The organism is Ruegeria sp. BB9 (assembly GCF_056539345.1).
In genome coordinates, this window is sequence record NZ_JBQFUU010000001.1 from 488654 (window position 1) to 509395 (window position 20742).

A 20742-nucleotide genomic window follows, 5' to 3' on the forward strand; every position below is an offset into this window, starting at 1 on the left:
GCCGCATTCGGCGGCTGGAATGGCGTTTGCTTGAATGCTATAGCCGCGCGGAACCAATAATTTGGGCAAACCTGTCCAATCTGCCCGAAAAGGCCCGTGCCATGAGTACTGAAATCCGCCTTGCTTTTGCGCACCCGTCCGAACGGTCCGAGGCGACCGCGCCACGCGGGCCGCTGGATCGTATCTCGCTGCGCGACCACATTGTCGAGGTCGAGATCGGCGCTTTTCAGGCCGAGCGGGGCACCACCCAGCGCATCTGTTTCAACATCGTGGTCGAAGTGCGGCCGCTGACCGAAAACATCGACGATGATGTCGATCGCATCCTGTCCTATGACCGGGTGACCGAGGCCATTGCCTATGAACTGGCGGCCGAGCGTCTGAACTTGCTCGAGACGCTGGCGGATCGAATAGCCGAGCGGATCCTGCTTGAGCCTCAAGCGGTAAGGGCTTTCGTACGCATTGAAAAACTGGATCGTGGTCCGGGCGCTTTGGGAGTCGAGATCGTGCGTGGCAAGGATGGCGTCCATCACGATGTCATCGAGGAAGAGCGTCCACATCCCCGGCTGGTCTTTCTGTCGAATGCAGCGATTGAGTCGGCCAATTTGTCGGGCTGGATCGACCAGTTGGAAAACCGACAGCGACCGCTGATTCTGTGCGTGGGTGCTTCCGAACTACCGGTGCCGCAGACCGGGCATGCCATGACCCAGCGCCGGATCGACCTGCTGGCGATCGAGCAGAATGCCTGGGTGCTGGCCGCGCGTGATCATCGCTGCGTCGTCGTCTCGACCCGGACCGAACTGGACTGGGCCATGAAGAACGGTCAGATCTGTGTCTGGGCACCGTCCAAGATCGTGTTGGATGCGGTCGATGGGCCTTCGGCGGCGCCGTCCGATGCGGTGGCCTTGGCCGCCTGGTTCGCCGCCACCTTTGAGGCCAGCGAAATGCTGGTCATTGGCGGGGAACTGCCCGAGTCGCCCAAAACGCCGCTCCGTGCGGTTCCGGTGGAGCAGGCGCAACTTTGACCAGTTACTATCGCCCATTGGTGCAACACGGGCTTGTGCGCCCGGACGGGGCCTTGCCACTGGCCGGGCAGGGCCTGTGGTTCACCCATGCCGAATGCCTGCAACGTGACGCGGCACCCCGGATCGTTGCGGCCGCCGAAATCCCTGAATCGTGGCAGGACCGGCTGACACGACCGCGCGCCGCGATTGCCGGTCTGGACATGACACAGCCGCAGATCATGGGCATCCTTAACGCCACGCCCGACAGCTTCTCCGACGGTGGCCAGCACAACACCCCCGACGCCGCGTGTGCGGCGGCCCGGGAAATGGTCGCGCACGGTGCGACCATTCTGGACATCGGCGGTGAATCTACCCGTCCCGGTGCGGATTTCGTGCCCGAGGACGAAGAGATCGCCCGCACCCAGCCCTTGATCCGCGCGATCCGGGCCGAGACACCGGCGCTGATTTCGATCGACACGCGCAAATCCGCCGTGGCAAGGGCCGCGGTCGAGGCGGGGGCGGGGCTGATCAACGACGTTTCGGGCTTTACCTTCGATCCCGCGCTTGGCGCTTTCTGCGCCAAGATCAACGTGCCGGTCTGCGTGATGCACATGCAGGGCGACCCGGCCACGATGCAGGACAACCCGACCTATGATGACGTTCTGCTGGACGTTTTCGATTTCCTGTCGGGGCAAGTGGCCCGGCTGGAAGGCCTCGGGCTGAATCGGGGCCGGATCATCGTCGATCCGGGTATCGGGTTTGGAAAGACCGAGGAACACAACCTGACCCTACTACGCAATCTCAGCCTGTTTCACGGGTTGGGCTGCCCGATCCTTCTTGGCGTGTCACGCAAGGGCTTCATCGGCCGGATCGGCGCGGAACCGCGCAAGGATGCCCGCGCGCCGGGATCAATTGCCGTTGCGTTGGCCGGATTGTCGCAAGGTGTGCAGATCATCCGGGTGCATGACGTGGCAGAGACCGCTCAGGCCTTGCGCCTGTGGGCCGCTGTCCGGTAATCGGGTCGCAGGCAGGACTTTGTGGAGTAACAGGTATGCGCAAGCTGTTCGGAACCGACGGGGTGCGGGGCACCGCCAACACCTATCCGATGACGGCCGAGATGGCGTTGCGGATCGGCGCGGCCGTGGGGCGGTACTTCCGCCGGGATGGCTCGGGCGTTCATCGGGTGGTGATCGGCAAGGATACGCGCCTGTCGGGCTATATGCTGGAAAACGCGCTGACGGCGGGTCTGACGTCGACCGGCATGAACGTGCTGCTGCTGGGGCCGGTGCCGACACCGGCGGTCGGGCTGATGACCCGGTCGATGCGGGCCGATTTGGGTGTGATGATCTCGGCCAGCCACAACCCGGCCGAGGACAATGGGATCAAGTTCTTCGGCCCCGATGGATTCAAACTGTCCGACCAGGCCGAACTTGAAATCGAACAGCTGATCGAAGAGGGGGTCAAACCCGCGCAGGCGCAGAATATCGGGCGCGCCCGGCGTGTCGATGACGCCCGATTCCGCTATGGCGAGCGGGTCAAGTCATCTCTGCCGCGCGAGCTGCGTCTGGATGGCCTCAAGGTGGTGATCGACTGCGCCAACGGCGCCGCGCATCGCACCGCGCCCGAAGTGCTGTGGGAACTGGGGGCCGAGGTGATCCCGGTGGGAACCGCGCCCAACGGCAAGAACATCAATCTGGGCTGCGGCTCGACCCAGCCGCGCGTGGCGGCCGAGGCCGTCGTGGCGCATGGGGCGGATGTGGGCATCTGCCTCGACGGTGATGCCGACCGGGTGGTGATCGTTGATGAAACCGGACAGGTCGCCGACGGTGATCAGCTCATGGCCCTTTTGGCCACCGCCTGGGCCACTTCCGAACGGCTGAAAGGCGGCGCGCTTGTTGCGACCGTTATGTCGAACCTGGGGCTCGAGCGGTTTCTGGGCGCGCGCGGGCTGCGGCTGGAACGGACGGCGGTCGGTGACCGCTATGTGGTCGAGCGTATGCGGGAAGGCGGGTTCAACCTTGGCGGTGAACAATCCGGCCACATCGTCATGAGCGACTATGCCACCACGGGCGATGGCCTGATGGCGGGGTTGCACTTCCTGGCCGAGATGGTGAATTCGGGGCGCAAAGCCTCGGATCTGGCGCAGCAGTTCGAGACGGTGCCGCAACTGTTGAAGAACGTGCGCTATGGCGAAGGGCAGGCCCCGCTGGAAGCGGAAACGGTCAAGGCCGCGATTGCTGATGCCGAGGCGCGGCTGAACGGGCAGGGGCGGTTGCTGATCCGCAAGTCGGGCACCGAGCCCTTGATCCGCGTGATGGCGGAATGCGAGGATGACGCCCTTTTGGCACAGGTGGTCGATGGGATCGTGGCCGAGGTCGAAGCCGCCGCGCGTCAGTAGCCCAACAGCAACTTGCGCAGGCTGAACCATTGGCTGATGGCCATGCCTGTCAGGATCAGCGCCAATGCTATGTAGAACCGCAGCGGCAGTGCCTCGGACAGGATCCACGCGCCGAAGATCATCGACCAGACCGGCACCTGATAGTTCACCAGAGTCATGAAGACCGACCCGGCGCTGCGAATGATCGACACCCGCAGCAGGGTGGCAAAGGCCGTGGGCACAAGGCCCAGCACGATCAGCGCAAGCGTGGGGCGCAGGCCTTGCGGTGCGGGCACGCCCTCGGTCACCATCATGATCGGCAGCAGGATCACCGCACCCACCACCAATGTCAGTGCGGCCAGTACCACCGGGTCGATCGGCGGGCAGCGCCGGGTCAGGATCGACGCCACCGAATAGCAGAACGCCGCCCCGATGCAGGCCAGCTGTGCCAGCGGCTCGGCCCCGCTGCCCAGTTGCGCCAGCCCTGGGCCGATAAGCACCAGCGCTCCGGTGAAGCCCAGCGATACCCCGACGAAACGACGTGGGTTCAGGGGTTCATCCGAGAAGAAATGCGCCAGCGGAAGAACCATCAGCGGAATTGCGGCCATGGACAGCCCGGCAAAGGCCGAGGGTACATATTGCTGCCCCCAGCTGAGCAGCACGAAAGGCAGCGCGGTGGACAGGATGCCGATCAGGATTACCGACCACGCGAGACTTGGTGTCAGGCTGGGAATGCGCCGCCGGGTCAGCCCCATCAAGGCCAGCAGCATCACCGCGCCCAGCGTCGTCCGCGCCGTGGCCACCGTGATCGGGCCATAGCCTTCCAACGCCATCGCGACGACCATGAAGGTGCCGCCCCAGATCAGGCCCAGGGCAATGACGCCGCTCCAGTCGCGTATGTTGGGTTGAGGCACCATCGCTGGCCGTTCATCCGTTCTGCATGAAAAGGGCGGCCACCGGGGCCGCCCTTGGGTCCAAGCCGTTTGGGCTTAGTTCTTTTCCTGATCGACCAGCTTGCCGGCCGAAATCCAGGGCATCATGCCCCGCAGCTTTTTGCCGACTTCTTCGATCTGGTGTTCGTCATTGGCCCGGCGCGAAGCCTTGATCGTGGGCTGACCGACCTGGTTTTCCAGCATGAAGTCACGCACGAACTTGCCCTGCTGGATGTCGTTCAGAACCTCTTTCATCGCCTTCTTGGTCTGCTCGTAAGGCAGGATGCGCGGGCCGGTCACGTATTGACCGTATTCCGCGGTGTTCGAGATCGAGTAGTCCATGTTGGCGATGCCGCCTTCATAGATCAGGTCCACGATCAGCTTCACCTCGTGCAGACACTCGAAATAGGCCATCTCGGGTGCATAGCCGGCCTCGACTAAGGTTTCAAAGCCGCAGCGGATCAGTTCGACCAGACCGCCGCACAGAACGGCCTGCTCGCCGAACAGGTCGGTTTCGCATTCCTCGCGGAAGTTGGTCTCGATGATGCCCGAACGGCCGCCGCCGATGGCCGAGCAGTAGGACAAGCCGATTTCCAGCGCCTTGCCGGTCGCATCGGTGTGGACCGCCACAAGGCAGGGCACGCCGCCGCCTTTGACATATTCGCCGCGCACGGTGTGGCCGGGGCCTTTGGGGGCCATCATGATGACGTCCACGCCCTCTTTCGGCTCGATCAGGCCGAAATGCACGTTCAGGCCGTGGGCAAAGGCGATGGCCGCGCCGGGCTTGATGTTGTCATGCACGTATTTCTTGTAGGTCTCGGCCTGAAGCTCGTCGGGCATGGTGAACATGATGACGTCGCACCAGGCCGCGGCCTCGGCAATGCCCATCACCTGCAGGCCTTCGGCTTCGGCTTTCTTGGCCGAGGGCGAGCCTTCGCGCAGGGCGACGACCAGGTTCTTGGCACCCGAGTCGCGCAGGTTCAGCGCGTGGGCGTGGCCTTGAGAGCCATAGCCCAGGATGGCCACTTTCTTGTCCTTGATCAGGTTGATGTCGCAATCGCGATCGTAATAGACGCGCATTTTGCCGGTCCTTTCTGTTTCGATTGCTGCGGTTCTATCTGCAGTGATTGCTATTGGCGAGAGCGATGACATTGGATATTGACGAAAGAAGTGAAGAATAATTCTTAGAAACCGGAAAACTTGAAAAAGTAATGCTTGACGACATCGACCGCCGCATCCTGCGCCATTTTCAGGCCGACCCAAGCCTGAGCACCGCCGAACTGGCCGAGCGGTGTCGGATCAGCAATGGCGTGTGCTGGCGGCGGATCGAGAAGATGCAGGCCGCCGGGATCATTCAGGGGCAGGAGGCCGTGATCGACTGGTCCGCCATGGGCTATGCGGTCGAGGTGTCGCTGCGGGTGACCTTGGACAAGACCCAGCCGCGCGCCTTCGACGAATTCACCGATGCCGCCCGCAAAGTGCCCGAGGTGATCGAGATCCAGACCTTTCTGGGGCGGGTGGATGTCCGCCTGTCCGTCATCGCGCGGGACATGGCGCATTATCAGCAGGTCTATCGCGACCGTATCCTGACCCTGCCGCATATCGCCGACATCGAGGCCCTGATGCACATCGCGCGGGTCAAGCGGGACGAGGTGCTGCCGGTATGATCGAGCTGGATGATCTGGACAGGAAGATTCTACGGGCCTTGGCTCAGGACGCGACGCAAAGCGCGGGGGCGCTGGGGCGGCGTTTCGGGCTGTCGCAGCCCGCGACATGGCGCCGGATCCGGCGGCTGGAGCAGGCGGGTGTCATCAAGGGGCGCCGGCTGCGCTTGAACGCCGAGGCGCTGGGGTTCGGCGTCACCGTATTTCTGGGCGTCAAGCTGGCGCGCAAAGGCCAGGTCAGCCTCGAGGATTTCGAACGCGCCGTCAGCGCCATTCCCGAGGTGCAAACCGTGGAACACGTTCTGGGCCTGTACGACTATCGGCTGCGCGTGGTCGCGCGCGACCTGGCGGACTTCGAACGCGTCCTGCGTCGGCGTATCATGACCCTGCCGGGGGCAGGGGATGTCGAAGCAAATGTACTGCTGAGCGAGGAACGCCTGCCCGGGCCGATTGGCTAGCGGTCAGTAGCGGGTACGGATGCAATAGCCCGGATGGTGGGTCAGGCGGGCAAACGAAACCGGCTGTCCGTCTTTCCATGTCATGCGCTCAAGCTGAATCATCGCGGCCCCGGTCGTTGTTCCCATGTAATCTGCCAGATGGCTGTCGGCGGAAATGGCGTAGAGTGCAAGCTCGGCGTCAATGAAGGGGTTCGCGTTCAACAGCCATTCATGCGGCCCGACCTCTTCCAGATTGGCATCTTCAACCTCGGGGACGGCCGAAATGTTGATCCAGCGTTCTTCGTGTTGAAACGGGCGGTTGTCGGCATAGTGCATACACACCAGATGCAGGATCTGCGACTGCGGCGGCAGACCCAGTTGCGAGCTGAGCCAGCCGGGGCTCGTGTCAACGCTGCGCTCGACCAGGGCATAGCGGTAGGTTTGGTTCTGGTCTTCGACGATCTGACGGGCCAGCGACAGTTCCAGCTTGGCCTGTTTGCTGGGTGATTTCTTGACCCGCGTTCCGCTCTTGCGCTTGCGCTCGACGAACCCTTGCTCGGCCAGTTCGCGCAGCGCACGGTTGACGGTTGCGCGCGCGCAGTTGAACTCTTCGGCAAGCTGGGTTTCGGTCGGCAGCAAGGAACCCTGGGGCCAGACCCGTGTCTCGATCCGCCGCTTCACTTCGTCCCGAACGAATTGAAAACTGATCCGCTTTTGAACGTTCACGGTCTAAAATATCCTTTCAAGCTCAAGATGTGCGTATCTGTTCAGAAACACGTCAAGGTGTAAAGAGAGAGGTGACACTAATTGGCGTCAATTCGGTCTCTCAGGCTGTTGAAACGGGTGTCCAGCCGAGCTTCTGACCGTTGACCTACGGGAAGCGCATGAGGGTCAATGAGCACTTTACCAACAGATGCAAAGCCTTCAGAAAGTGAGCAACCCAGAAAAGGAGACAACATGCCGGCATTGTTGAATACAGTCGATCCGGACGGGCTCGAAGAATTCTCGGTCGTGTTCACCGACCGCTCGCTCAACCACATGTCGCAGGCGTTCCAGCAGGTGATGCGCGACATCTCACGGATGCTGCGTGAGGTCTATGGCGCGGAAGGCGTAGCAGTGGTGCCAGGTGGCGGAACCTATGCGATGGAGGCCGTGGCCCGCCAGTTCGCCCGCGGTGCCGATGTGCTGGTGGTGCGCAACGGCTGGTTCTCGTATCGCTGGAGCCAGATCATCGAAACCGGGGGGCTGACGGCGTCAGCCACCGTGTTGAAGGCCCGTCAAACGGGGAATTCCAGCCCGTCGCCCTTTGCGCCAGCGCCGATCGACGAGGTGGTCGAAACCATTCGCAGCCAGCGACCCGGCGTGGTGTTCGCGCCGCATGTGGAAACCTCGGCCGGGGTCATTCTGCCGGACGACTATGTATCGGCGATGGCCGCCGCCGCGCACGAGGTCGGTGCGTTGATGGTGCTCGACTGCATCGCCTCGGGCTGTGCCTGGATCGACATGAAGGCCACCGGCGTGGACGTTCTGATCTCGGCCCCGCAAAAGGGTTGGAGCGCCTCGCCCTGTGCCGGTCTGGTCATGCTGTCCGACCGCGCCGAGGCGCGGCTGGCCGAGACCGCCTCGGACAGTTTCGCGCTGGACCTGAAGAAATGGCGCCAGATCATGCAGGCCTATGAGGGCGGCGGCCATGCCTATCATGCCACCATGCCCACCGATGCGCTGCGGGCGTTCCGGGACACGATGCTGGAGACCCGTGACTATGGGTTCGACAAGTTGCGCGATGCGCAATGGCGGCTGGGCAATGCGGTGCGGGCGATGCTGCGCGACAAGGGGGTCGTTTCGGTCGCGGCCGAAGGCTTTGGCGCACCGGGGGTGGTGGTCAGCTATACCGACGATCCCGAGGTGCAGAACGGCAAGAAATTTGCCGCGCTGGGCATGCAGATCGCCGCCGGGGTGCCGCTGCAATGTGACGAGCCCGAGGGGTTCAGCACCTTCCGCCTCGGCCTGTTCGGGCTGGACAAGCTGTATGATGTCGATGGCACGGTGGCCCGGCTGAAGCGGGTTCTGGATCAGGTGCTGTAGGCCGGTACGGGCCTCAGCGCACGCCGAGGCCCATCTGCATCAGCGTCTTGCGCACCACCGGCATCGAATAAAGCGCGTTCAGCCCCGCAGCGCGCGCATCGCGCAACGGCCGTGCCTCGACCATCGAGGCACGGTTCAGCAGGTCGATCCCTTTGACGCGCAGTTCGATTTCGGTGTGGCGGGCCATGTGATAGGCCTCGAGCATCTGGGCATCTCCCAGACCCTCGGGCCGGGCTTGGGCCAGGTCCAGCAGGCTGCGTAGATCCCCCAGTGACATGTTCAGCCCCTGCGCGCCGATCGGGGGCACCACATGGGCGGCCTCGGCCATCAGGGCCACGCGCTGCGCCGACAGGCGCTCGGCCGATTGGCTGATGATCGGCCAGATCGTCCGGCGCGAGGCCAGTTTCAGCGGCCCGAACAGGCCGCAGGACCGCTCGGTCATCGCGGCCTCGAATTCGGCCTCGGGCAGGTTCAGTAGTTCGACCGCGCACGGGCCGCGCTCCATCCAAACGATCGCCGACGAGGGCTGGCCCTCCCAGTCGGGCAGGGGGACCAGAGTGAACGGCCCGCCGGACTGGTGGATCTCGGTCGAGACGTTTTCATGGGCGATCGGATGCGTCACCGCAAAGGCCAGTGCCTTCTGCCCGTATCGCGTGGTGTGGACCTTGATCCCCGCAGCCTCGCGCATGGGCGAGTTGCGGCCGTCGGCGGCGATCACCAGCTTGGTGCGGATGCGCGTGCCGTCGGACAGGCCCACACGCGCCTCGGCGGTGCGGGTGAACAGGCTGACGGTGCCGGTGCCGGGGCGGAAATCGACATTCGGCAGTTCGTGCAGCCGGGCCACCATCTCGCGCCGCAGCAGCCAGTTGGGCAGGTTCCAGCCAAAGGGTTGATCCGAGATATCGGCGGCGTTGAAATCCCGCACCACGCGCGGTTCAGGGATGTCGCCGCCCGCGTCCACGATGCGCATGATCTGCAGCGGCGCGGCGTGGGGTTCCAGCCGGTCCCACAACCCGCAGTGCTGCAGCTGGCCGTGGGCCGGTTGCAGAAACGCGGTGGTGCGCAGGTCGGACCCGTCGGCGTCGCGGTCGGTGACGGGCGGGGTCGGGTCCACGCAGATCACGTCGAACCCTGCGGCGCCTAATACGGCCGCCGCAGTCAAACCGGCGATGCCACCGCCGGAAATCAGGATGTCACAACTGTCGGTCATCGCGTCACTCTCCGTTGCCTGCGGACCCTAGTGCGGTTCTGGGGCCTGCGCCAAGTGACATCCTGTCCCGTAGTCTAGCCGCGTGAAATCAGGACCAGAATCAGGAACATCACCGGCACCATCGCCAAGGCCGGCAGATACAGGCCCGGCAGGCCGAACAACAGGGCGGAACAGCCCCACATGCTGAGCAGTGCCGCAACGGTATAACCCAGATCCTCGGGCTTGCCATTGGCCGCATCGCGGGCCAGCCAGCCAAACAGTGGAATTGCAAAAAGCAGGCGCTGCCAGAAGGGCAGGCGGCCGGGCATCTCGATCGCGGTCATCGGGGTCTCCAGTTCTGTTCGTCGCTGAGCCTGATGTAGGAACGACTTTGCAGCTGCAGAATGCGCGGATCGTCGCAGTTTCAGGCTGCACGCAGGCGCATTTCGTCGCAGTCTTTCGGCGGAGGTCCGGTTCAGATCAGACGGGCCAGAAAGGCTGTCAGGTCATCGGTATGGTGGTGGATGTGATCCGCGTCATGCGGATCGGGCGCGACATGCACCGTACGCATGCCCATGTCATACGGGGCCTTCAGGTTGCGCGGCTCGTCCTCGAACATCGCGGCGCGGTCGGGGTGGATGCCATCGCGGGCAAACACCGTTTCAAACGCGGCCTTGTCCGGTTTGGGCCGATATCCCGCATGTTCGACCCCATAGATCGCGTCGAACAGCCCATCCAACCCGCGTGAGGCCAGAACCCGCTCGGCATAGGGCGCGCTGCCGTTGGTGTAGACGATACGCCGCCCGGGCAGGGCCCGGATATGCGCGGCCAGCGCAGGGTCGGGCTCCATGTGGCTCAGGTCGACCTGATGAACCGCGTGCAGATAGGGCTTGGGGTCCAGATCATGTTCGGCCATCAGCCCGGCAAGCGTGGTTCCGTGTTCGCGCCAATAGTGCTGGCGTAGCCGGTCAGCCTCGGCCCGGTCGACGCGCAGGGCTTCGACCACGTATTCCGTCATCAGCACCTCGATCTGATCGAACAGGCGCATCTGTGGCGGATAGAGGGTGTTGTCCAGATCGAACACCCATTGGGTGACATGTGAAAATGCAGGCTTGACCATACGCTTGGGTTTAGGCCGCGGCCACCCGGTTTTCAATGGCGCACTTGATTGCAGACCCATGGCCCGGATAGACAGGTCCGAACGAGGAGAGACCTGACCCAATGAACCAGTCCCGACAGCCCCAGACCGATGCCTACAGCCTGATCCTCGAAGCGATCGACGTGGGGGTGTACAAACCCGGCGACCGGCTGGTGGAAAGCGAACTGGCCGAGCGGTTCGGCGTGTCCCGCACCCCGATCCGTGAGGCGCTGCAGCGGCTCGAGACGCAGTCGCTGCTGGAACGTGACGGGCGGTCGCTGATCGTGGCCTCGCTGGACCACAACCAGATGGCCGAGCTCTATGTCGTTCGACGTGAATTGGAAGGGCTGGCGGCCCGGCTCGCCGCGCGGCATGCCACGGATGAGGAAATCAAAGTCCTGCAGGATATGGTCGAAGCCGATGACGCGCTTGTGGATGATCCCGTGGCGCTGTCCCGGGCCAACCGACGGTTCCACGAGCAGATCCACCTTGCGTCGCACAACCGCTACCTTGTGCAGCAATTGGACCTTGTCCATCGCACCATGGCTCTGATGGCAACGACTTCATTGGCCGCGCAGGGCCGCGGTGAAATCGCTCAGAGTGAGCATAAGGGGATCGTCGAGGCGATCGCGGCTCATGACGAAGAAGCCGCCGACCGGGCCTTGAAGGAACATATCTCGGTCGCGTTCATGACCCGGCTGAAGCAGGATGCAATCCGGCGCGAGAAATAGCTGCCTCATCTGGCTGCGCTTCTTCGCTGGCGTGCCCGTGCTGGGTCTTGTCCCAGAAGAACGGTCTGACCGCCAGTTCCCACAGCGCCTTGTATGCTGCTGCCACACCCAAGGGGTAGTAGAGTGCCATGGTCGGGACCCACGGCAACAGAAAGCGGCGCCCTCCGGCCACCACGCCCAAGCCTCCAACAAGGATGTTCGCGGCCTCGGCGGTCAGGAATAGGTAGACACAGGCGTTCAAGATCTGCGGCGCCAATACAGCTTCAAATGGGTTCATCAGCCCCAAAAAGGTCAGCCAGAAGACCCACAGCACCGGGGCAAGCAGGAATTGTCCGACCGTCCCCAGGAAAAAGGCTTGGACACCCAGAAAGCGCCACATCCCCAGATCGCGCATCAATGCCAGGGGCGAGCGCATGTGGACAAGGTATGTGACCATGAACCCTTTGAGCCAGCGCGAGCGTTGCTTCACCCAAGGCCAGGCGCGGAAATTGGCCTCTTCATACGTGGCGGTATTTACGATTTCGGTGCGATAGCCCGCGCGGCTGAGTCGAACCCCCAAATCCGCGTCCTCGGTCACATTGTGAGCGTCCCAGCCCCCCAATTCCAACAGCTTGTCCCTGCGGAAGAAGAACGTCGTCCCGCCCAGGGGCACCACAAGACCCAACCGTGCGATTCCGGGCAGGATCACGCGGAACCAACCGCTGTATTCGATGGTGAAGCAACGCGAGCGCCAGTTGGTGCGCGGGTTGTAGTAGTCCAGGACACCCTGCAGGCAGACCACATCATCGGGCGCGCGGGCGAATTGCTCCACCACGGTCTCGATTTGGTCTGGCAGAGGCGCATCCTCAGCATCCCAGACGCCCAAAATCTCTCCTCGGCAGAAATCCAGCGCATAGTTCATCGCCCGTGGTTTGGTGGTCAGGTTGCCAAGATCGGGCACCTCCAGCGTTCGGATCCAGCTGGGCAGGGTGGTCTGCGCAAGCGCTGACCGGGTGACGTCATCATGCTCTTCCAAGACCAGGATCACGTCCAACAGCGCCTTTGGATAGGTCAGGCGTGTCAGCCGTTGGATCAGCGCACCGGCGATTTCCCGTTCCTTGTGCAGCGGCACCAGAATGGACACGCAGGGCAGGCGGTGTTGCGCAAGCAGACCGTCTGGTTTCTCGGCCTTTTTGGGGAAGAGATACGATATCAACCCGGCCAGCCGAAGAATCAGGAAAAGGATCAGCGTTGAAACTGCTGCCCAGAACAGCAGGGATAGCCCGGCATTCGGTTGCAGATCCAGGCCCACAAGCGCGGCCAGCGCCAAGAGGGTCGGCAGGAGACGTGAACTCGCAGTCCATGAGCGGCAGCTTTGCGATAGCGGCGCCCGTGTTTCCGCCGCCTCAGCCAAAGGTTTTGCGTAATGTCGGGCAATGGCTTGGTCGATGTCATCGGGTGCGGCTAGCACCGGAAGGACTGTCTGGGCGCAATCCGCCAACCCGGACCTTATTTCATCAAAGCGGTCTGGGTAGGCTGTCGCGACCAAGAGCACGGGCCCGACTCGCAGCCACGGAATGGCGTTGTGCGTCAGCCAGAACTGCATTGGGCGCAGCGCGCAAAGGTCATCGGGTGGCGGCGTGCTTTCCAGATCGGCGATCTGCAGCCCATGTTGTTGACCCAGCGCCAACAGCACATCGCTGCGCGCGGCCATTTGCTCGCCAACCATAATTTCGCCCAGAGGAGCGTTCTGCCGCTCCTGTAGTTTCAGGGCGTGATCCAGTTGAGCGGGGGTGATCACCCCCAAGTCGATCAGGCAAGTGCCCAAAGGTTTGCGGGGGCCAATTCCGGAAACCGGGGTCGCGGGTCCGTGACCCAGAAAATTCAATTCAACCATAAGAAAACCCTGCCCGAAGTGTCGGGTCAGAGTTGCTCAATCAAGGTTAATTCCGGGTTAACGTTGACGCGGTCCGCAAACCTGCGGGATTAAGCGCGCACTTTTCGGTCGGCCATGGCCGCGGCAAACCGTTCAAAAAGGTAAAAGCTGTCTTGCGGGCCGGGCGAGGCTTCGGGGTGATACTGAACCGAATACACCGGGCGATCGGACATGCGGATGCCGCAGTTCGAGCCATCGAAGAGCGACCGGTGGGTTTCAACCACCCCGGCAGGCAACGATTGGGCGTCGACCGCAAAGCCGTGGTTCATCGAAGTGATTTCGACCTTGCCGGTTTCCAGGTCCTTGACCGGGTGGTTGGCGCCGTGGTGTCCGTGGTTCATCTTGATGGTCTTGCCGCCCAACGCCAGTGCCAGCATCTGGTGACCAAGGCAGATCCCGAAAATCGGCAGATCCGTGGTTTCAAGAATTTCCTTGATCATCGGCACAGCATAAGTGCCGGTAGCAGCCGGGTCTCCCGGGCCGTTGGACAGGAACACGCCATCAGGGTCGTGCGCCAGCACCTCAGCCGCGGTTGCGGTTGCGGGCAGTACCGTCACGTCGCAACCGGCCGAAGCCAGGCAGCGCAGGATGTTCCGTTTTGCGCCGTAGTCCAACGCGACGACCTTGTGCACGGGCGCTTCCTGACGCCGGTAGCCATCCGGCCAGGCCCAGCGCATCTCGTCCCAGCGGTAGCTCTGGGCGCAGGTCACATCCTTGGCCAGATCCATGCCCTCCAGCCCGGCGAAACCACGCGCCGCAGCAACCAGGGCTTCGATGTCGAAGTTGCCTTGCGGGTCATGGGCTAACGCGACATGCGGAGCGCCTTGCTGGCGGATCGCGCGGGTCAGCCGTCGGGTATCGACCCCACCGATGGCGATCCGGCCGCGGCGGGCCAGCCAGTCGGTCAGCCGCTCGGCCGAGCGCCAGTTCGACGGCTCGGTCGGATCCCACTTGACTACCATGCCCGCGGCGACAGGATCGGCGGTTTCGTCATCGTCGGGATTGACGCCGACATTGCCGATATGCGGGAAGGTGAAGGTCACGATCTGCCCGGCATAGGACGGGTCGGTCATGATCTCCTGATATCCGGTCATCGCGGTGTTGAAACACAGCTCGGCCACGGTTTGTCCCGTGGCGCCGAACCCGGTTCCGAAGAAGAGCGTTCCGTCGGCCAGAGCCAGACATGCGGTGGGCTTGGACGTGGCTTGATGGGCCATGGCGCGACTCTCCTATCGGGTAAATCGGCGCATAACTAAGGGGGTTGGGGTCTCGGGTCAACCCTGTTCAAATTTTGGGCTATTGTTGTTTTTCAATGATTTAGCCTTATGTGTCTCCTGTTGTGCCTCGGATTTTGTTTAGATATGTTCGGGGTTCCGTTGCCATGGGGATGGACAGAACAGATGGATATGCGAACTCGGGTGACCACTGCCCTGAAGCAAGCAATGAAGGACAAGGATGCCGAGCGTCTGTCGACGCTGCGGCTGGTCAATGCCGCGATCAAGGATCGGGACATCGCGCTGCGTGCGGTTGGAAACGAAGAGGCCAAGGGCTGTGATGACTCAGATGTTCTTGAGATTCTTGGGAAAATGAGCAAGCAGCGCAAGGAAAGCGCGCGGGCCTATGAGGAAGGTGGTCGTTTGGACCTGGCCGAGCGCGAACTGCGCGAGGTGAAGATCATCGAGGAATTCCTGCCCAAGCAGTTGGATGATGATGAGGTCGCAAAGGCCATCCAGACGGCGATCACGGCGACCGGTGCCGGGTCGATCCGGGACATGGGCAAGGTCATGGGCGAGCTCAAGGCCAACTACACAGGCCAGATGGACTTTGGAAAGGTAGGGCCGCTGGTCAAAGACCACCTGTGCGCCGCGTCGAACGGCGACTGCTGACGCACTTTATTCGGGTGCCGGTTCGCGCAGCCGCTTTACCAGATCATCATACAAGGCAATGCGTTCCTCCTCTGAGAGGAACGCGCCAATCTCGACCACCCGTCCTTCGCCCGACAGGGTCACATAGTTCGGAACCGGACCGCCGGCCTTGTGCATTTCCGGACGGGCCCAGTATCGATTGCAACTCCATTCCTGCTGCCCGGTCCGGGCGCTGTGATGGATCAGGCGTGCTTGGGTTCCGGTAAGGGTCAGTACTTCAAACACGTTTCGGGACCGATAGTTTGACTGGATCGCAAGCCATAGGCCCGCCACCGTCAACAGAAGGAACGGCAATAGCCCCCACAGTAGAACCGATCCCAGAACTGCCAGTAGGGGTATCAGTCCAAACAGGAAAACCGATAGCACGACGGCCATTGCGCCGCGCGGTGGCAGGGAATTGTGCGGCCAAAGGCGCAATTCCTGTTCCGAGTTCGAGCTGACGTTCCAATGGTAGGGCATATTGCAAAAATAGCGCCTGCTGATCCGGTGTCGATTGCAAATTTTAAACGACGTGTCCGACCCGCGCCCAGGACAGCGCGTCTTCAAGCCGGTCGTCGCCCCAGAACACTTCGCCCCGCGTAACAAAGCTTGGCGCGCCGAATACGCCCAGGGCTACCGCTGTTTCGGTTTCAGCTTTCAACGCGGTTTCGATTTCGGGGCTGCGCGCGCGGGCCATGACCGGCAGCGGGTCCAGCTGGCAACGGAACAGAGCCTCGGAGATGGCGTTTTCACTGCCGGCTTCGATACCGTCCTCAAACCAGATCCTGTAAAGGTTTTGGGTAAAGCTCTTGCCCCATCCTTCCCGGATTCCCAGCAGCGCGACCTGGTTGGCCAATTCGAGGTTCGAAATCGGATAGGGGGCGGGCAGCTTGGCGTGGATATGGTACTTGGCTGCGCGGCGTTCGATGTCGCGCCACATGTAGGCCGACTTGACGGGTTTGCCCGCAAACGGAATGTTCTTCTGTTCAGACATGACCGCGCGCACGTCGAAAGGGCGCCAGTTTACCTGCGCCTGATGTTCTGCACACCAATCGTCCAGACGCATGATGGTCAGGAAACTGTAAGTGCTGCCGATGGAGTACCAGAAATCAATATCGGGCATGGTAACCTCGGAGATTGGCCGGACATGCGGCGCGCTAAGGATACCCGATTTTCTACGATATTGCGACCGCCCGCGGAATGCGATGGCCGGTAGAGCGCGAACAGAAAAAGAAAAACCCCGCCGTGAAGGCGGGGTTTCCTGTTTTCGGGAAGGGATCAGTGCGCGTGGCCCTTGTCCCAGTCTTCCTGCTTGGGCAGCTGCTCGAACGTGTGCTCGGGCGGCGGTGAGGGCAGGGTCCATTCCAGCGTATCTGCGTATTCGTTCCACGGGTTCGGGCGTGTTTCCTTGGCGCCTCGGAACAGGGCGTAGAACACGATCCCGAAGAACAGCAGGAACGAAGCGAACGAGACGAACGCACCGATCGAAGACACGAAGTTCCATTGAGCGAAGGCTTCGGGATAGTCGATATACCGGCGCGGCATGCCCTGACGGCCCAGGAAGTGCTGCGGGAAGAAGGTCAGGTTTGCACCGATGAAGAACATCCAGAAGTGCACCTTACCCCAGAACTCCGAGTACTGACGGCCCGTCATCTTCGAGAAGTAGAAGTACACGCCTGCAAAGATTGCAAAGACTGCACCCAGGCTCATCACGTAGTGGAAGTGCGCGACGACATAGTAGGTGTCGTGGTAGGCCCGGTCGATACCGGCCTGCGACAGAACCACACCGGTCACACCGCCGACGGTGAACAGGAAGAGGAAGCCGAAGGCGAACAGCATCGGCGTCTTGAACTCGATCGAGCCGCCCCACATGGTGGCGATCCACGAGAACACCTTCACGCCCGTCGGAACCGCGATGACCATCGTGGCCAGCATGAAGTAGGCCTGCTGGCGCAGCGACATGCCGACGGTGTACATGTGGTGTGCCCACACGACAAAGCCCAGCGCGCCGATTGCGATGATCGCCCAGACCATCGGCAGATAGCCGAAGATCGGCTTGCGCGAGAAAGTGGCGATCACGTGGCTGATGATGCCGAAGCCTGGCAGGATCACGATGTACACTTCGGGGTGGCCGAAGAACCACAGGATGTGCTGGTACAGGATCGGGTCACCGCCACCGGCCGGATCAAAGAAGGTGAAGCCGAAGTTGCGGTCCATCAGCAGCATGGTGATCGCGCCCGCCAGAACCGGCAGCGACAGCAGAATCAGCCACGAGGTGACGAAGATCGACCAGCTGAACAGCGGCACCTTGAACAGGGTCATGCCCGGGGCACGCATGTTCAGGAAGGTGGTGATCATGTTGATCGCGCCGAGGATCGAGGAGGCGCCCGATACGTGCACGGCAAAGATCGCCAGGTCCATGGACATGCCGCCTTCGGTCGTCGACAGCGGCGGGTACAGAACCCAGCCCACGCCCGAGCCGGCCTGGTCGTTGCCGCCGGGGGCCAGCAGCGACGCGATGCCCAGCGAGGTGCCGGCGACATACAGCCAGAAGGACAGGTTGTTCATCCGCGGGAACGCCATGTCCGGCGCACCGATCTGCAACGGCATGAAATAGTTGCCGAATCCGCCGAACAGCGCGGGGATGACCACGAAGAACATCATCAGAACACCGTGATAGGTGATCATCACGTTCCACAGGTGTCCGTTGGGCGTGCAGGGATCGGCCATGAAGCCTTCCAGGCACATGTACTGAACGCCCGGATGCATCAGTTCAAGCCGCATGTAGATGGTCATCGCGACCGAGATGAACCCGGCAAAGGCCGAGAAGATCAGGTATAGGATCCCGATATCCTTGTGGTTGGTCGACATGAACCACCGGGTAAAGAACCCGCGCTGGTCTTCATGATCGTGACCATGAATGGCTGCGTCTGCCATTTAGGTGCCTCCTGTTGCAAATAGACCGCGCAGCCGGACCTCTCCGGCGCGCGGGATTCCTGCTGGTTTTAGAATGCAAGGGGGCGGCCTTCAATGGCCGAGTTTGATCTGGATCAAGATTAATTGTCGCGGGGCAGGAGGACACCCGTGCGATTTCAGCCTTGGATGACCGGTATCTGGGGATGATCAGGCGAATTGCAAGGACAGGGGCTTCGCAAGGGCGGAATCACGCCTTGACCCGCTGCGGGCTTGGACGCAGAACAGCACGCAGCCCCTTTGTCGGAGACCCACCATGACCGCTTATGATCCCGAAAACATCTTTGCCAAGATCCTGCGGGGCGAGATCCCCTCGACCCGCGTCTACGAGGATGAGGACACGCTGGCTTTCATGGATATCATGCCGCGCGCGGACGGACACCTCCTGGTGATCCCGAAGACGCCTTGCCGCAACGTGCTGGATGCCACACCCGAGCAATTGGCCGCAGTCATGACCACGGTTCAGAAACTGGCGCGTGCGGTCATGCGCGCCTTTGACGCCGAAGGGGTGACCATCCAGCAGTTCAACGAGGCGGCCGGAGGGCAGGAGGTGTTTCACCTGCATTTCCATGTCCTGCCCCGGCACGAGGGCGTCTCTCTGCGCCCGCCCGGCAAGATGGGCGATTTCGACGAGATCGCCAAACACGCCGGGCGCATCAGGGCTGCACTGGCGTGACGGGTGGGGGCGCCTGATGCGTCTCTGAACAGGCATCGTGATCCCCAAACGCCTGCAAGACTGAGCAGACGTGGTCGTGCTGCCCGTCGCAGGCCGCTGCGATCCGGGCAAGTTCGGTCTCGAGCCGGCGCAGTTTTGCAATCCGATCTTGCAGGTCCGCCAGTTGCCGCTCGGCGATTTCGTGTGCCCGGTTCAGATCGGCGCCTTGGGCGCCTTCCAATGACAGCAGGGCCTCGACATCGGCCAATGGCAGTCCAAGATCGCGCGTGTGTTTGACAAAGTGCAGCCGCTCGAGCGCGGCGCGGTCATAGCGCCTTTGGTTGCCGGCGGTCCGTTCCGGCGGTGGCAACAGGCCCCTTTCTTCGTAAAACCGGATCGTGGCGACTTTGACGCCTGTGCGCCGGGACAAATCCCCGATCGAGAACATTTTCCGAAATCCCCCTTGAACCTCTAGTCACTAGAGGAATTAGGTATGGACCATGACCCAGACAAGGACACGACATCATGGCGCATGATCATTCCCACGCCGGACACAAACAACACGCCCATATCGACGCCAATGCCGGAGACGCTCGGGTGGCATGGGCCATCGCGGTCAACATGTTTCTGACGCTGGCACAGGTGGTCGGCGGGATCTTTTCGGGGTCGCTGGCGCTCATCGCTGACGCGCTGCACAATTTTTCCGATGCAATTGCACTGATCATCGCGTTCTTTGCCCGCAAGATTGCCCGGCGCCCAGCCGACCCGCGCATGAGCTTCGGATACGGTCGGGCCGAAGTGGTCGCGGCGCTGGTCAACTATACCACACTGATCGTCATCGCCGTGTACCTGATGTACGAAGGGGTGACCCGGTTCTTTCAGCCCGAGCCGATTGACGGCTGGCTTGTGGTCTGGATTGCCATGCTGGCGTTGGTGGTGGATCTGATCACCGCGCTTTTGACCTATAGCATGGCCAAAACCAGCATGAATATCCGCGCGGCTTTTCTGCACAACGTTGCTGACGCGTTGGGATCGGTTGCAGTGATCGTGGCCGGGGTGGCTGTGATCCTGTTCAACTGGACCTGGGTCGACCCGGCCGTCACCATTCTGATTTCGCTCTACATCCTGTGGCATGTCCAGAGCGAAATCGGAGGAACGATCCGTGTTCTCATGCTTGGCGCGCCGCCCGATCTGGACCCCGAGGAGGTCGCCTCGGCCATTGAGGCAACGGACGGCGTGCGCGAGGTTCACCATGTCCACTTGTGGAGCATGCAGGAAAACCAGCCCGCTCTTACCGCGCATCTGGTGGTCGAAGACTGCGCCTGGTCGCAGGCTGAACAGGTGCGCGGTCTGGTGAAACAGGCAATGCGCGACAGTTTTGGGATCGGCCACCTGACGCTTGAGGTGGAAATGGCCGCTCGGTCCTGCCCAAAGACCATGCGGTTCGGCCATGCCGCGGACCAATCAGGCGAAAACTGAGGCCCCAAAAACGAGAATTGCCGTTCCGATATGGGGTCGGAACGGCAGACTCGTAACCAAACACTTGATCGATTTTCGCGGGCTGGCCGCGATCACCGGTTAACATACCACTCACTCTTGAACGGTATATTCATGATACCTCAAACTGCGGCTGTTGTGTGGAAGGAAGAAGGAGATTCCCTAAATTTTTAGGCAATTCGCGGCAATCTTCGGAAATTTGCGACCATATTGAGAAACAGAAGAACCCTGCATCGAGGATTGT

General features: G+C 62.0%; 22 protein-coding genes. 10 read left to right on the forward strand and 12 right to left on the reverse strand.

The genetic code is table 11. The annotated features are described in order from the left end of the window. Positions 1-101 precede the first annotated feature (101 nt). The 3 genes from ACR0FC_RS02435 to glmM are packed head-to-tail and all read left to right on the forward strand — an operon-like array spanning position 102 to position 3399. Positions 102-1022 (forward strand): dihydroneopterin aldolase, encoded by a 921-nt coding sequence (locus tag ACR0FC_RS02435; protein WP_170337912.1) that lies wholly within the window; start codon positions 102-104, stop codon positions 1020-1022. Further along, the gene (gene folP, locus ACR0FC_RS02440; RefSeq protein ID WP_170337914.1) at positions 1019-2017 is read left to right on the forward strand and encodes a dihydropteroate synthase; all 999 of its coding nucleotides are present in this window, start codon (positions 1019-1021) and stop codon (positions 2015-2017) included. Before ACR0FC_RS02435 ends, folP begins: the two co-directional genes overlap by 4 nt. 35 nt (positions 2018-2052) lie before the next feature. After that, positions 2053-3399: a phosphoglucosamine mutase gene (gene glmM, locus ACR0FC_RS02445; protein ID WP_170337916.1), complete on the forward strand. Its 1347-nt coding sequence runs from the start codon at positions 2053-2055 to the stop codon at positions 3397-3399. Here glmM and ACR0FC_RS02450 read toward each other — a convergent pair. After that, positions 3393-4295 carry a DMT family transporter gene (locus tag ACR0FC_RS02450; protein ID WP_170337918.1) on the reverse strand — a complete coding sequence of 301 codons (903 nt, stop codon included), beginning with the start codon at positions 4293-4295 and terminating at the stop codon, positions 3393-3395. The two genes, glmM and ACR0FC_RS02450, sit on opposite strands and share 7 nt — an antisense overlap. Before the next feature lie 72 nt (positions 4296-4367). Further along, positions 4368-5390, reverse strand: a complete 1023-nt coding sequence (gene ilvC / locus ACR0FC_RS02455; RefSeq protein WP_093962496.1) for a ketol-acid reductoisomerase — start codon at positions 5388-5390, stop codon at positions 4368-4370. A gap of 131 nt (positions 5391-5521) precedes the next feature. Here ilvC and ACR0FC_RS02460 point away from each other — a divergent pair, with 131 nt between their 5' ends. Both ACR0FC_RS02460 and ACR0FC_RS02465 read left to right on the forward strand, forming a co-directional pair. Next, a complete protein-coding gene (locus tag ACR0FC_RS02460; RefSeq protein ID WP_170337919.1) occupies positions 5522-5977 on the forward strand; it encodes an Lrp/AsnC family transcriptional regulator in 456 nt (151 codons plus the stop codon). Then, complete coding sequence (locus ACR0FC_RS02465) at positions 5974-6432, forward strand: Lrp/AsnC family transcriptional regulator (protein WP_170337921.1); 459 nt, start codon at positions 5974-5976, stop codon at positions 6430-6432. Before ACR0FC_RS02460 ends, ACR0FC_RS02465 begins: the two co-directional genes overlap by 4 nt. Before the next feature lie 3 nt (positions 6433-6435). Here the strand turns inward: ACR0FC_RS02465 and ACR0FC_RS02470 are convergent, their stop codons facing one another. After that, positions 6436-7137: a GntR family transcriptional regulator gene (locus ACR0FC_RS02470; protein ID WP_170337923.1), complete on the reverse strand. Its 702-nt coding sequence runs from the start codon at positions 7135-7137 to the stop codon at positions 6436-6438. A gap of 231 nt (positions 7138-7368) precedes the next feature. On the opposite strand from ACR0FC_RS02470, the gene ACR0FC_RS02475 reads away from it, so the two are divergent. Beyond that, positions 7369-8496, forward strand: coding sequence for an aminotransferase class V-fold PLP-dependent enzyme (locus ACR0FC_RS02475; RefSeq protein ID WP_170337925.1), 1128 nt, complete (start codon positions 7369-7371; stop codon positions 8494-8496). A 13-nt stretch (positions 8497-8509) separates the two neighbouring features. Here the strand turns inward: ACR0FC_RS02475 and ACR0FC_RS02480 are convergent, their stop codons facing one another. The 3 genes from ACR0FC_RS02480 to ACR0FC_RS02490 form a co-directional block, all read right to left on the reverse strand. Further along, positions 8510-9706 carry a UbiH/UbiF family hydroxylase gene (locus ACR0FC_RS02480; protein WP_170337927.1) on the reverse strand — a complete coding sequence of 399 codons (1197 nt, stop codon included), beginning with the start codon at positions 9704-9706 and terminating at the stop codon, positions 8510-8512. A 74-nt stretch (positions 9707-9780) separates the two neighbouring features. Further along, complete coding sequence (locus ACR0FC_RS02485) at positions 9781-10029, reverse strand: hypothetical protein (protein ID WP_170337928.1); 249 nt, start codon at positions 10027-10029, stop codon at positions 9781-9783. 131 nt (positions 10030-10160) lie between these two features. After that, the gene (locus ACR0FC_RS02490) at positions 10161-10805 is read right to left on the reverse strand and encodes a pyrimidine 5'-nucleotidase (RefSeq protein WP_170337930.1); all 645 of its coding nucleotides are present in this window, start codon (positions 10803-10805) and stop codon (positions 10161-10163) included. 101 nt (positions 10806-10906) lie between these two features. On the opposite strand from ACR0FC_RS02490, the gene ACR0FC_RS02495 reads away from it, so the two are divergent. Then, on the forward strand, positions 10907-11554 hold the full coding sequence (locus ACR0FC_RS02495) for a GntR family transcriptional regulator (protein WP_093962488.1): 648 nt from the start codon (positions 10907-10909) through the stop codon (positions 11552-11554). Here the strand turns inward: ACR0FC_RS02495 and ACR0FC_RS02500 are convergent. Both ACR0FC_RS02500 and carA read right to left on the reverse strand, forming a co-directional pair. Then, complete coding sequence (locus ACR0FC_RS02500; protein WP_170337932.1) at positions 11511-13430, reverse strand: glycosyltransferase family 2 protein; 1920 nt, start codon at positions 13428-13430, stop codon at positions 11511-11513. The genes ACR0FC_RS02495 and ACR0FC_RS02500 overlap by 44 nt on opposite strands. Positions 13431-13519: 89 nt before the next feature. Further along, positions 13520-14686 (reverse strand): glutamine-hydrolyzing carbamoyl-phosphate synthase small subunit, encoded by a 1167-nt coding sequence (gene carA / locus ACR0FC_RS02505; protein ID WP_170337934.1) that lies wholly within the window; start codon positions 14684-14686, stop codon positions 13520-13522. Positions 14687-14869: 183 nt separating this feature from the next. Between carA and ACR0FC_RS02510 the strand changes: the two genes are divergently transcribed. Then, positions 14870-15355, forward strand: a complete 486-nt coding sequence (locus ACR0FC_RS02510; RefSeq protein ID WP_170337936.1) for a GatB/YqeY domain-containing protein — start codon at positions 14870-14872, stop codon at positions 15353-15355. 6 nt (positions 15356-15361) lie between these two features. On the opposite strand, the gene ACR0FC_RS02515 is transcribed toward ACR0FC_RS02510, so the two are convergent. From ACR0FC_RS02515 to ctaD, 3 genes are all read right to left on the reverse strand, one after another. Continuing rightward, positions 15362-15853 carry a DUF2244 domain-containing protein gene (locus ACR0FC_RS02515; protein ID WP_170337938.1) on the reverse strand — a complete coding sequence of 164 codons (492 nt, stop codon included), beginning with the start codon at positions 15851-15853 and terminating at the stop codon, positions 15362-15364. A gap of 43 nt (positions 15854-15896) precedes the next feature. Further along, positions 15897-16496, reverse strand: coding sequence for a 2-hydroxychromene-2-carboxylate isomerase (locus ACR0FC_RS02520; protein ID WP_170337940.1), 600 nt, complete (start codon positions 16494-16496; stop codon positions 15897-15899). A gap of 155 nt (positions 16497-16651) precedes the next feature. After that, positions 16652-18310: a cytochrome c oxidase subunit I gene (gene ctaD / locus ACR0FC_RS02525; RefSeq protein ID WP_170337942.1), complete on the reverse strand. Its 1659-nt coding sequence runs from the start codon at positions 18308-18310 to the stop codon at positions 16652-16654. A gap of 292 nt (positions 18311-18602) precedes the next feature. Between ctaD and ACR0FC_RS02530 the strand changes: the two genes are divergently transcribed. Then, a complete protein-coding gene (locus ACR0FC_RS02530; protein WP_170337944.1) occupies positions 18603-19022 on the forward strand; it encodes an HIT family protein in 420 nt (139 codons plus the stop codon). On the opposite strand, the gene ACR0FC_RS02535 is transcribed toward ACR0FC_RS02530, so the two are convergent. Next, positions 19003-19449, reverse strand: a complete 447-nt coding sequence (locus ACR0FC_RS02535; protein ID WP_170337946.1) for a MerR family transcriptional regulator — start codon at positions 19447-19449, stop codon at positions 19003-19005. The genes ACR0FC_RS02530 and ACR0FC_RS02535 overlap by 20 nt on opposite strands. A 77-nt stretch (positions 19450-19526) precedes the next feature. Here ACR0FC_RS02535 and ACR0FC_RS02540 point away from each other — a divergent pair, with 77 nt between their 5' ends. Then, positions 19527-20480, forward strand: a complete 954-nt coding sequence (locus ACR0FC_RS02540) for a cation diffusion facilitator family transporter (RefSeq protein ID WP_170337947.1) — start codon at positions 19527-19529, stop codon at positions 20478-20480. Positions 20481-20742: the final 262 nt, after the last annotated feature.

Excerpts from the sequence above, each read along its gene's own strand:
- ACR0FC_RS02530 (WP_170337944.1), top strand. The coding sequence starts at position 18,603 with ATGACCGCTTATGATCCCGAAAACATCTTTGCCAAGATCCTGCGGGGC.
- glmM (WP_170337916.1), top strand. The coding sequence starts at position 2,053 with ATGCGCAAGCTGTTCGGAACCGACGGGGTGCGGGGCACCGCCAACACC.
- ACR0FC_RS02535 (WP_170337946.1), bottom strand. The coding sequence starts at position 19,449 with ATGTTCTCGATCGGGGATTTGTCCCGGCGCACAGGCGTCAAAGTCGCC.
- ACR0FC_RS02465 (WP_170337921.1), top strand. The coding sequence starts at position 5,974 with ATGATCGAGCTGGATGATCTGGACAGGAAGATTCTACGGGCCTTGGCT.
- ACR0FC_RS02540 (WP_170337947.1), top strand. The coding sequence starts at position 19,527 with ATGGCGCATGATCATTCCCACGCCGGACACAAACAACACGCCCATATC.
- ACR0FC_RS02435 (WP_170337912.1), top strand. The coding sequence starts at position 102 with ATGAGTACTGAAATCCGCCTTGCTTTTGCGCACCCGTCCGAACGGTCC.
- carA (WP_170337934.1), bottom strand. The coding sequence starts at position 14,686 with ATGGCCCATCAAGCCACGTCCAAGCCCACCGCATGTCTGGCTCTGGCC.
- ACR0FC_RS02475 (WP_170337925.1), top strand. The coding sequence starts at position 7,369 with ATGCCGGCATTGTTGAATACAGTCGATCCGGACGGGCTCGAAGAATTC.
- ACR0FC_RS02490 (WP_170337930.1), bottom strand. The coding sequence starts at position 10,805 with ATGGTCAAGCCTGCATTTTCACATGTCACCCAATGGGTGTTCGATCTG.
- ACR0FC_RS02500 (WP_170337932.1), bottom strand. The coding sequence starts at position 13,430 with ATGGTTGAATTGAATTTTCTGGGTCACGGACCCGCGACCCCGGTTTCC.
- ACR0FC_RS02460 (WP_170337919.1), top strand. The coding sequence starts at position 5,522 with ATGCTTGACGACATCGACCGCCGCATCCTGCGCCATTTTCAGGCCGAC.
- ACR0FC_RS02495 (WP_093962488.1), top strand. The coding sequence starts at position 10,907 with ATGAACCAGTCCCGACAGCCCCAGACCGATGCCTACAGCCTGATCCTC.
- ACR0FC_RS02450 (WP_170337918.1), bottom strand. The coding sequence starts at position 4,295 with ATGGTGCCTCAACCCAACATACGCGACTGGAGCGGCGTCATTGCCCTG.
- ACR0FC_RS02515 (WP_170337938.1), bottom strand. The coding sequence starts at position 15,853 with ATGCCCTACCATTGGAACGTCAGCTCGAACTCGGAACAGGAATTGCGC.
- ACR0FC_RS02520 (WP_170337940.1), bottom strand. The coding sequence starts at position 16,496 with ATGCCCGATATTGATTTCTGGTACTCCATCGGCAGCACTTACAGTTTC.
- ACR0FC_RS02480 (WP_170337927.1), bottom strand. The coding sequence starts at position 9,706 with ATGACCGACAGTTGTGACATCCTGATTTCCGGCGGTGGCATCGCCGGT.
- ilvC (WP_093962496.1), bottom strand. The coding sequence starts at position 5,390 with ATGCGCGTCTATTACGATCGCGATTGCGACATCAACCTGATCAAGGAC.
- ACR0FC_RS02510 (WP_170337936.1), top strand. The coding sequence starts at position 14,870 with ATGGATATGCGAACTCGGGTGACCACTGCCCTGAAGCAAGCAATGAAG.
- ACR0FC_RS02485 (WP_170337928.1), bottom strand. The coding sequence starts at position 10,029 with ATGACCGCGATCGAGATGCCCGGCCGCCTGCCCTTCTGGCAGCGCCTG.
- ctaD (WP_170337942.1), bottom strand. The coding sequence starts at position 18,310 with ATGGCAGACGCAGCCATTCATGGTCACGATCATGAAGACCAGCGCGGG.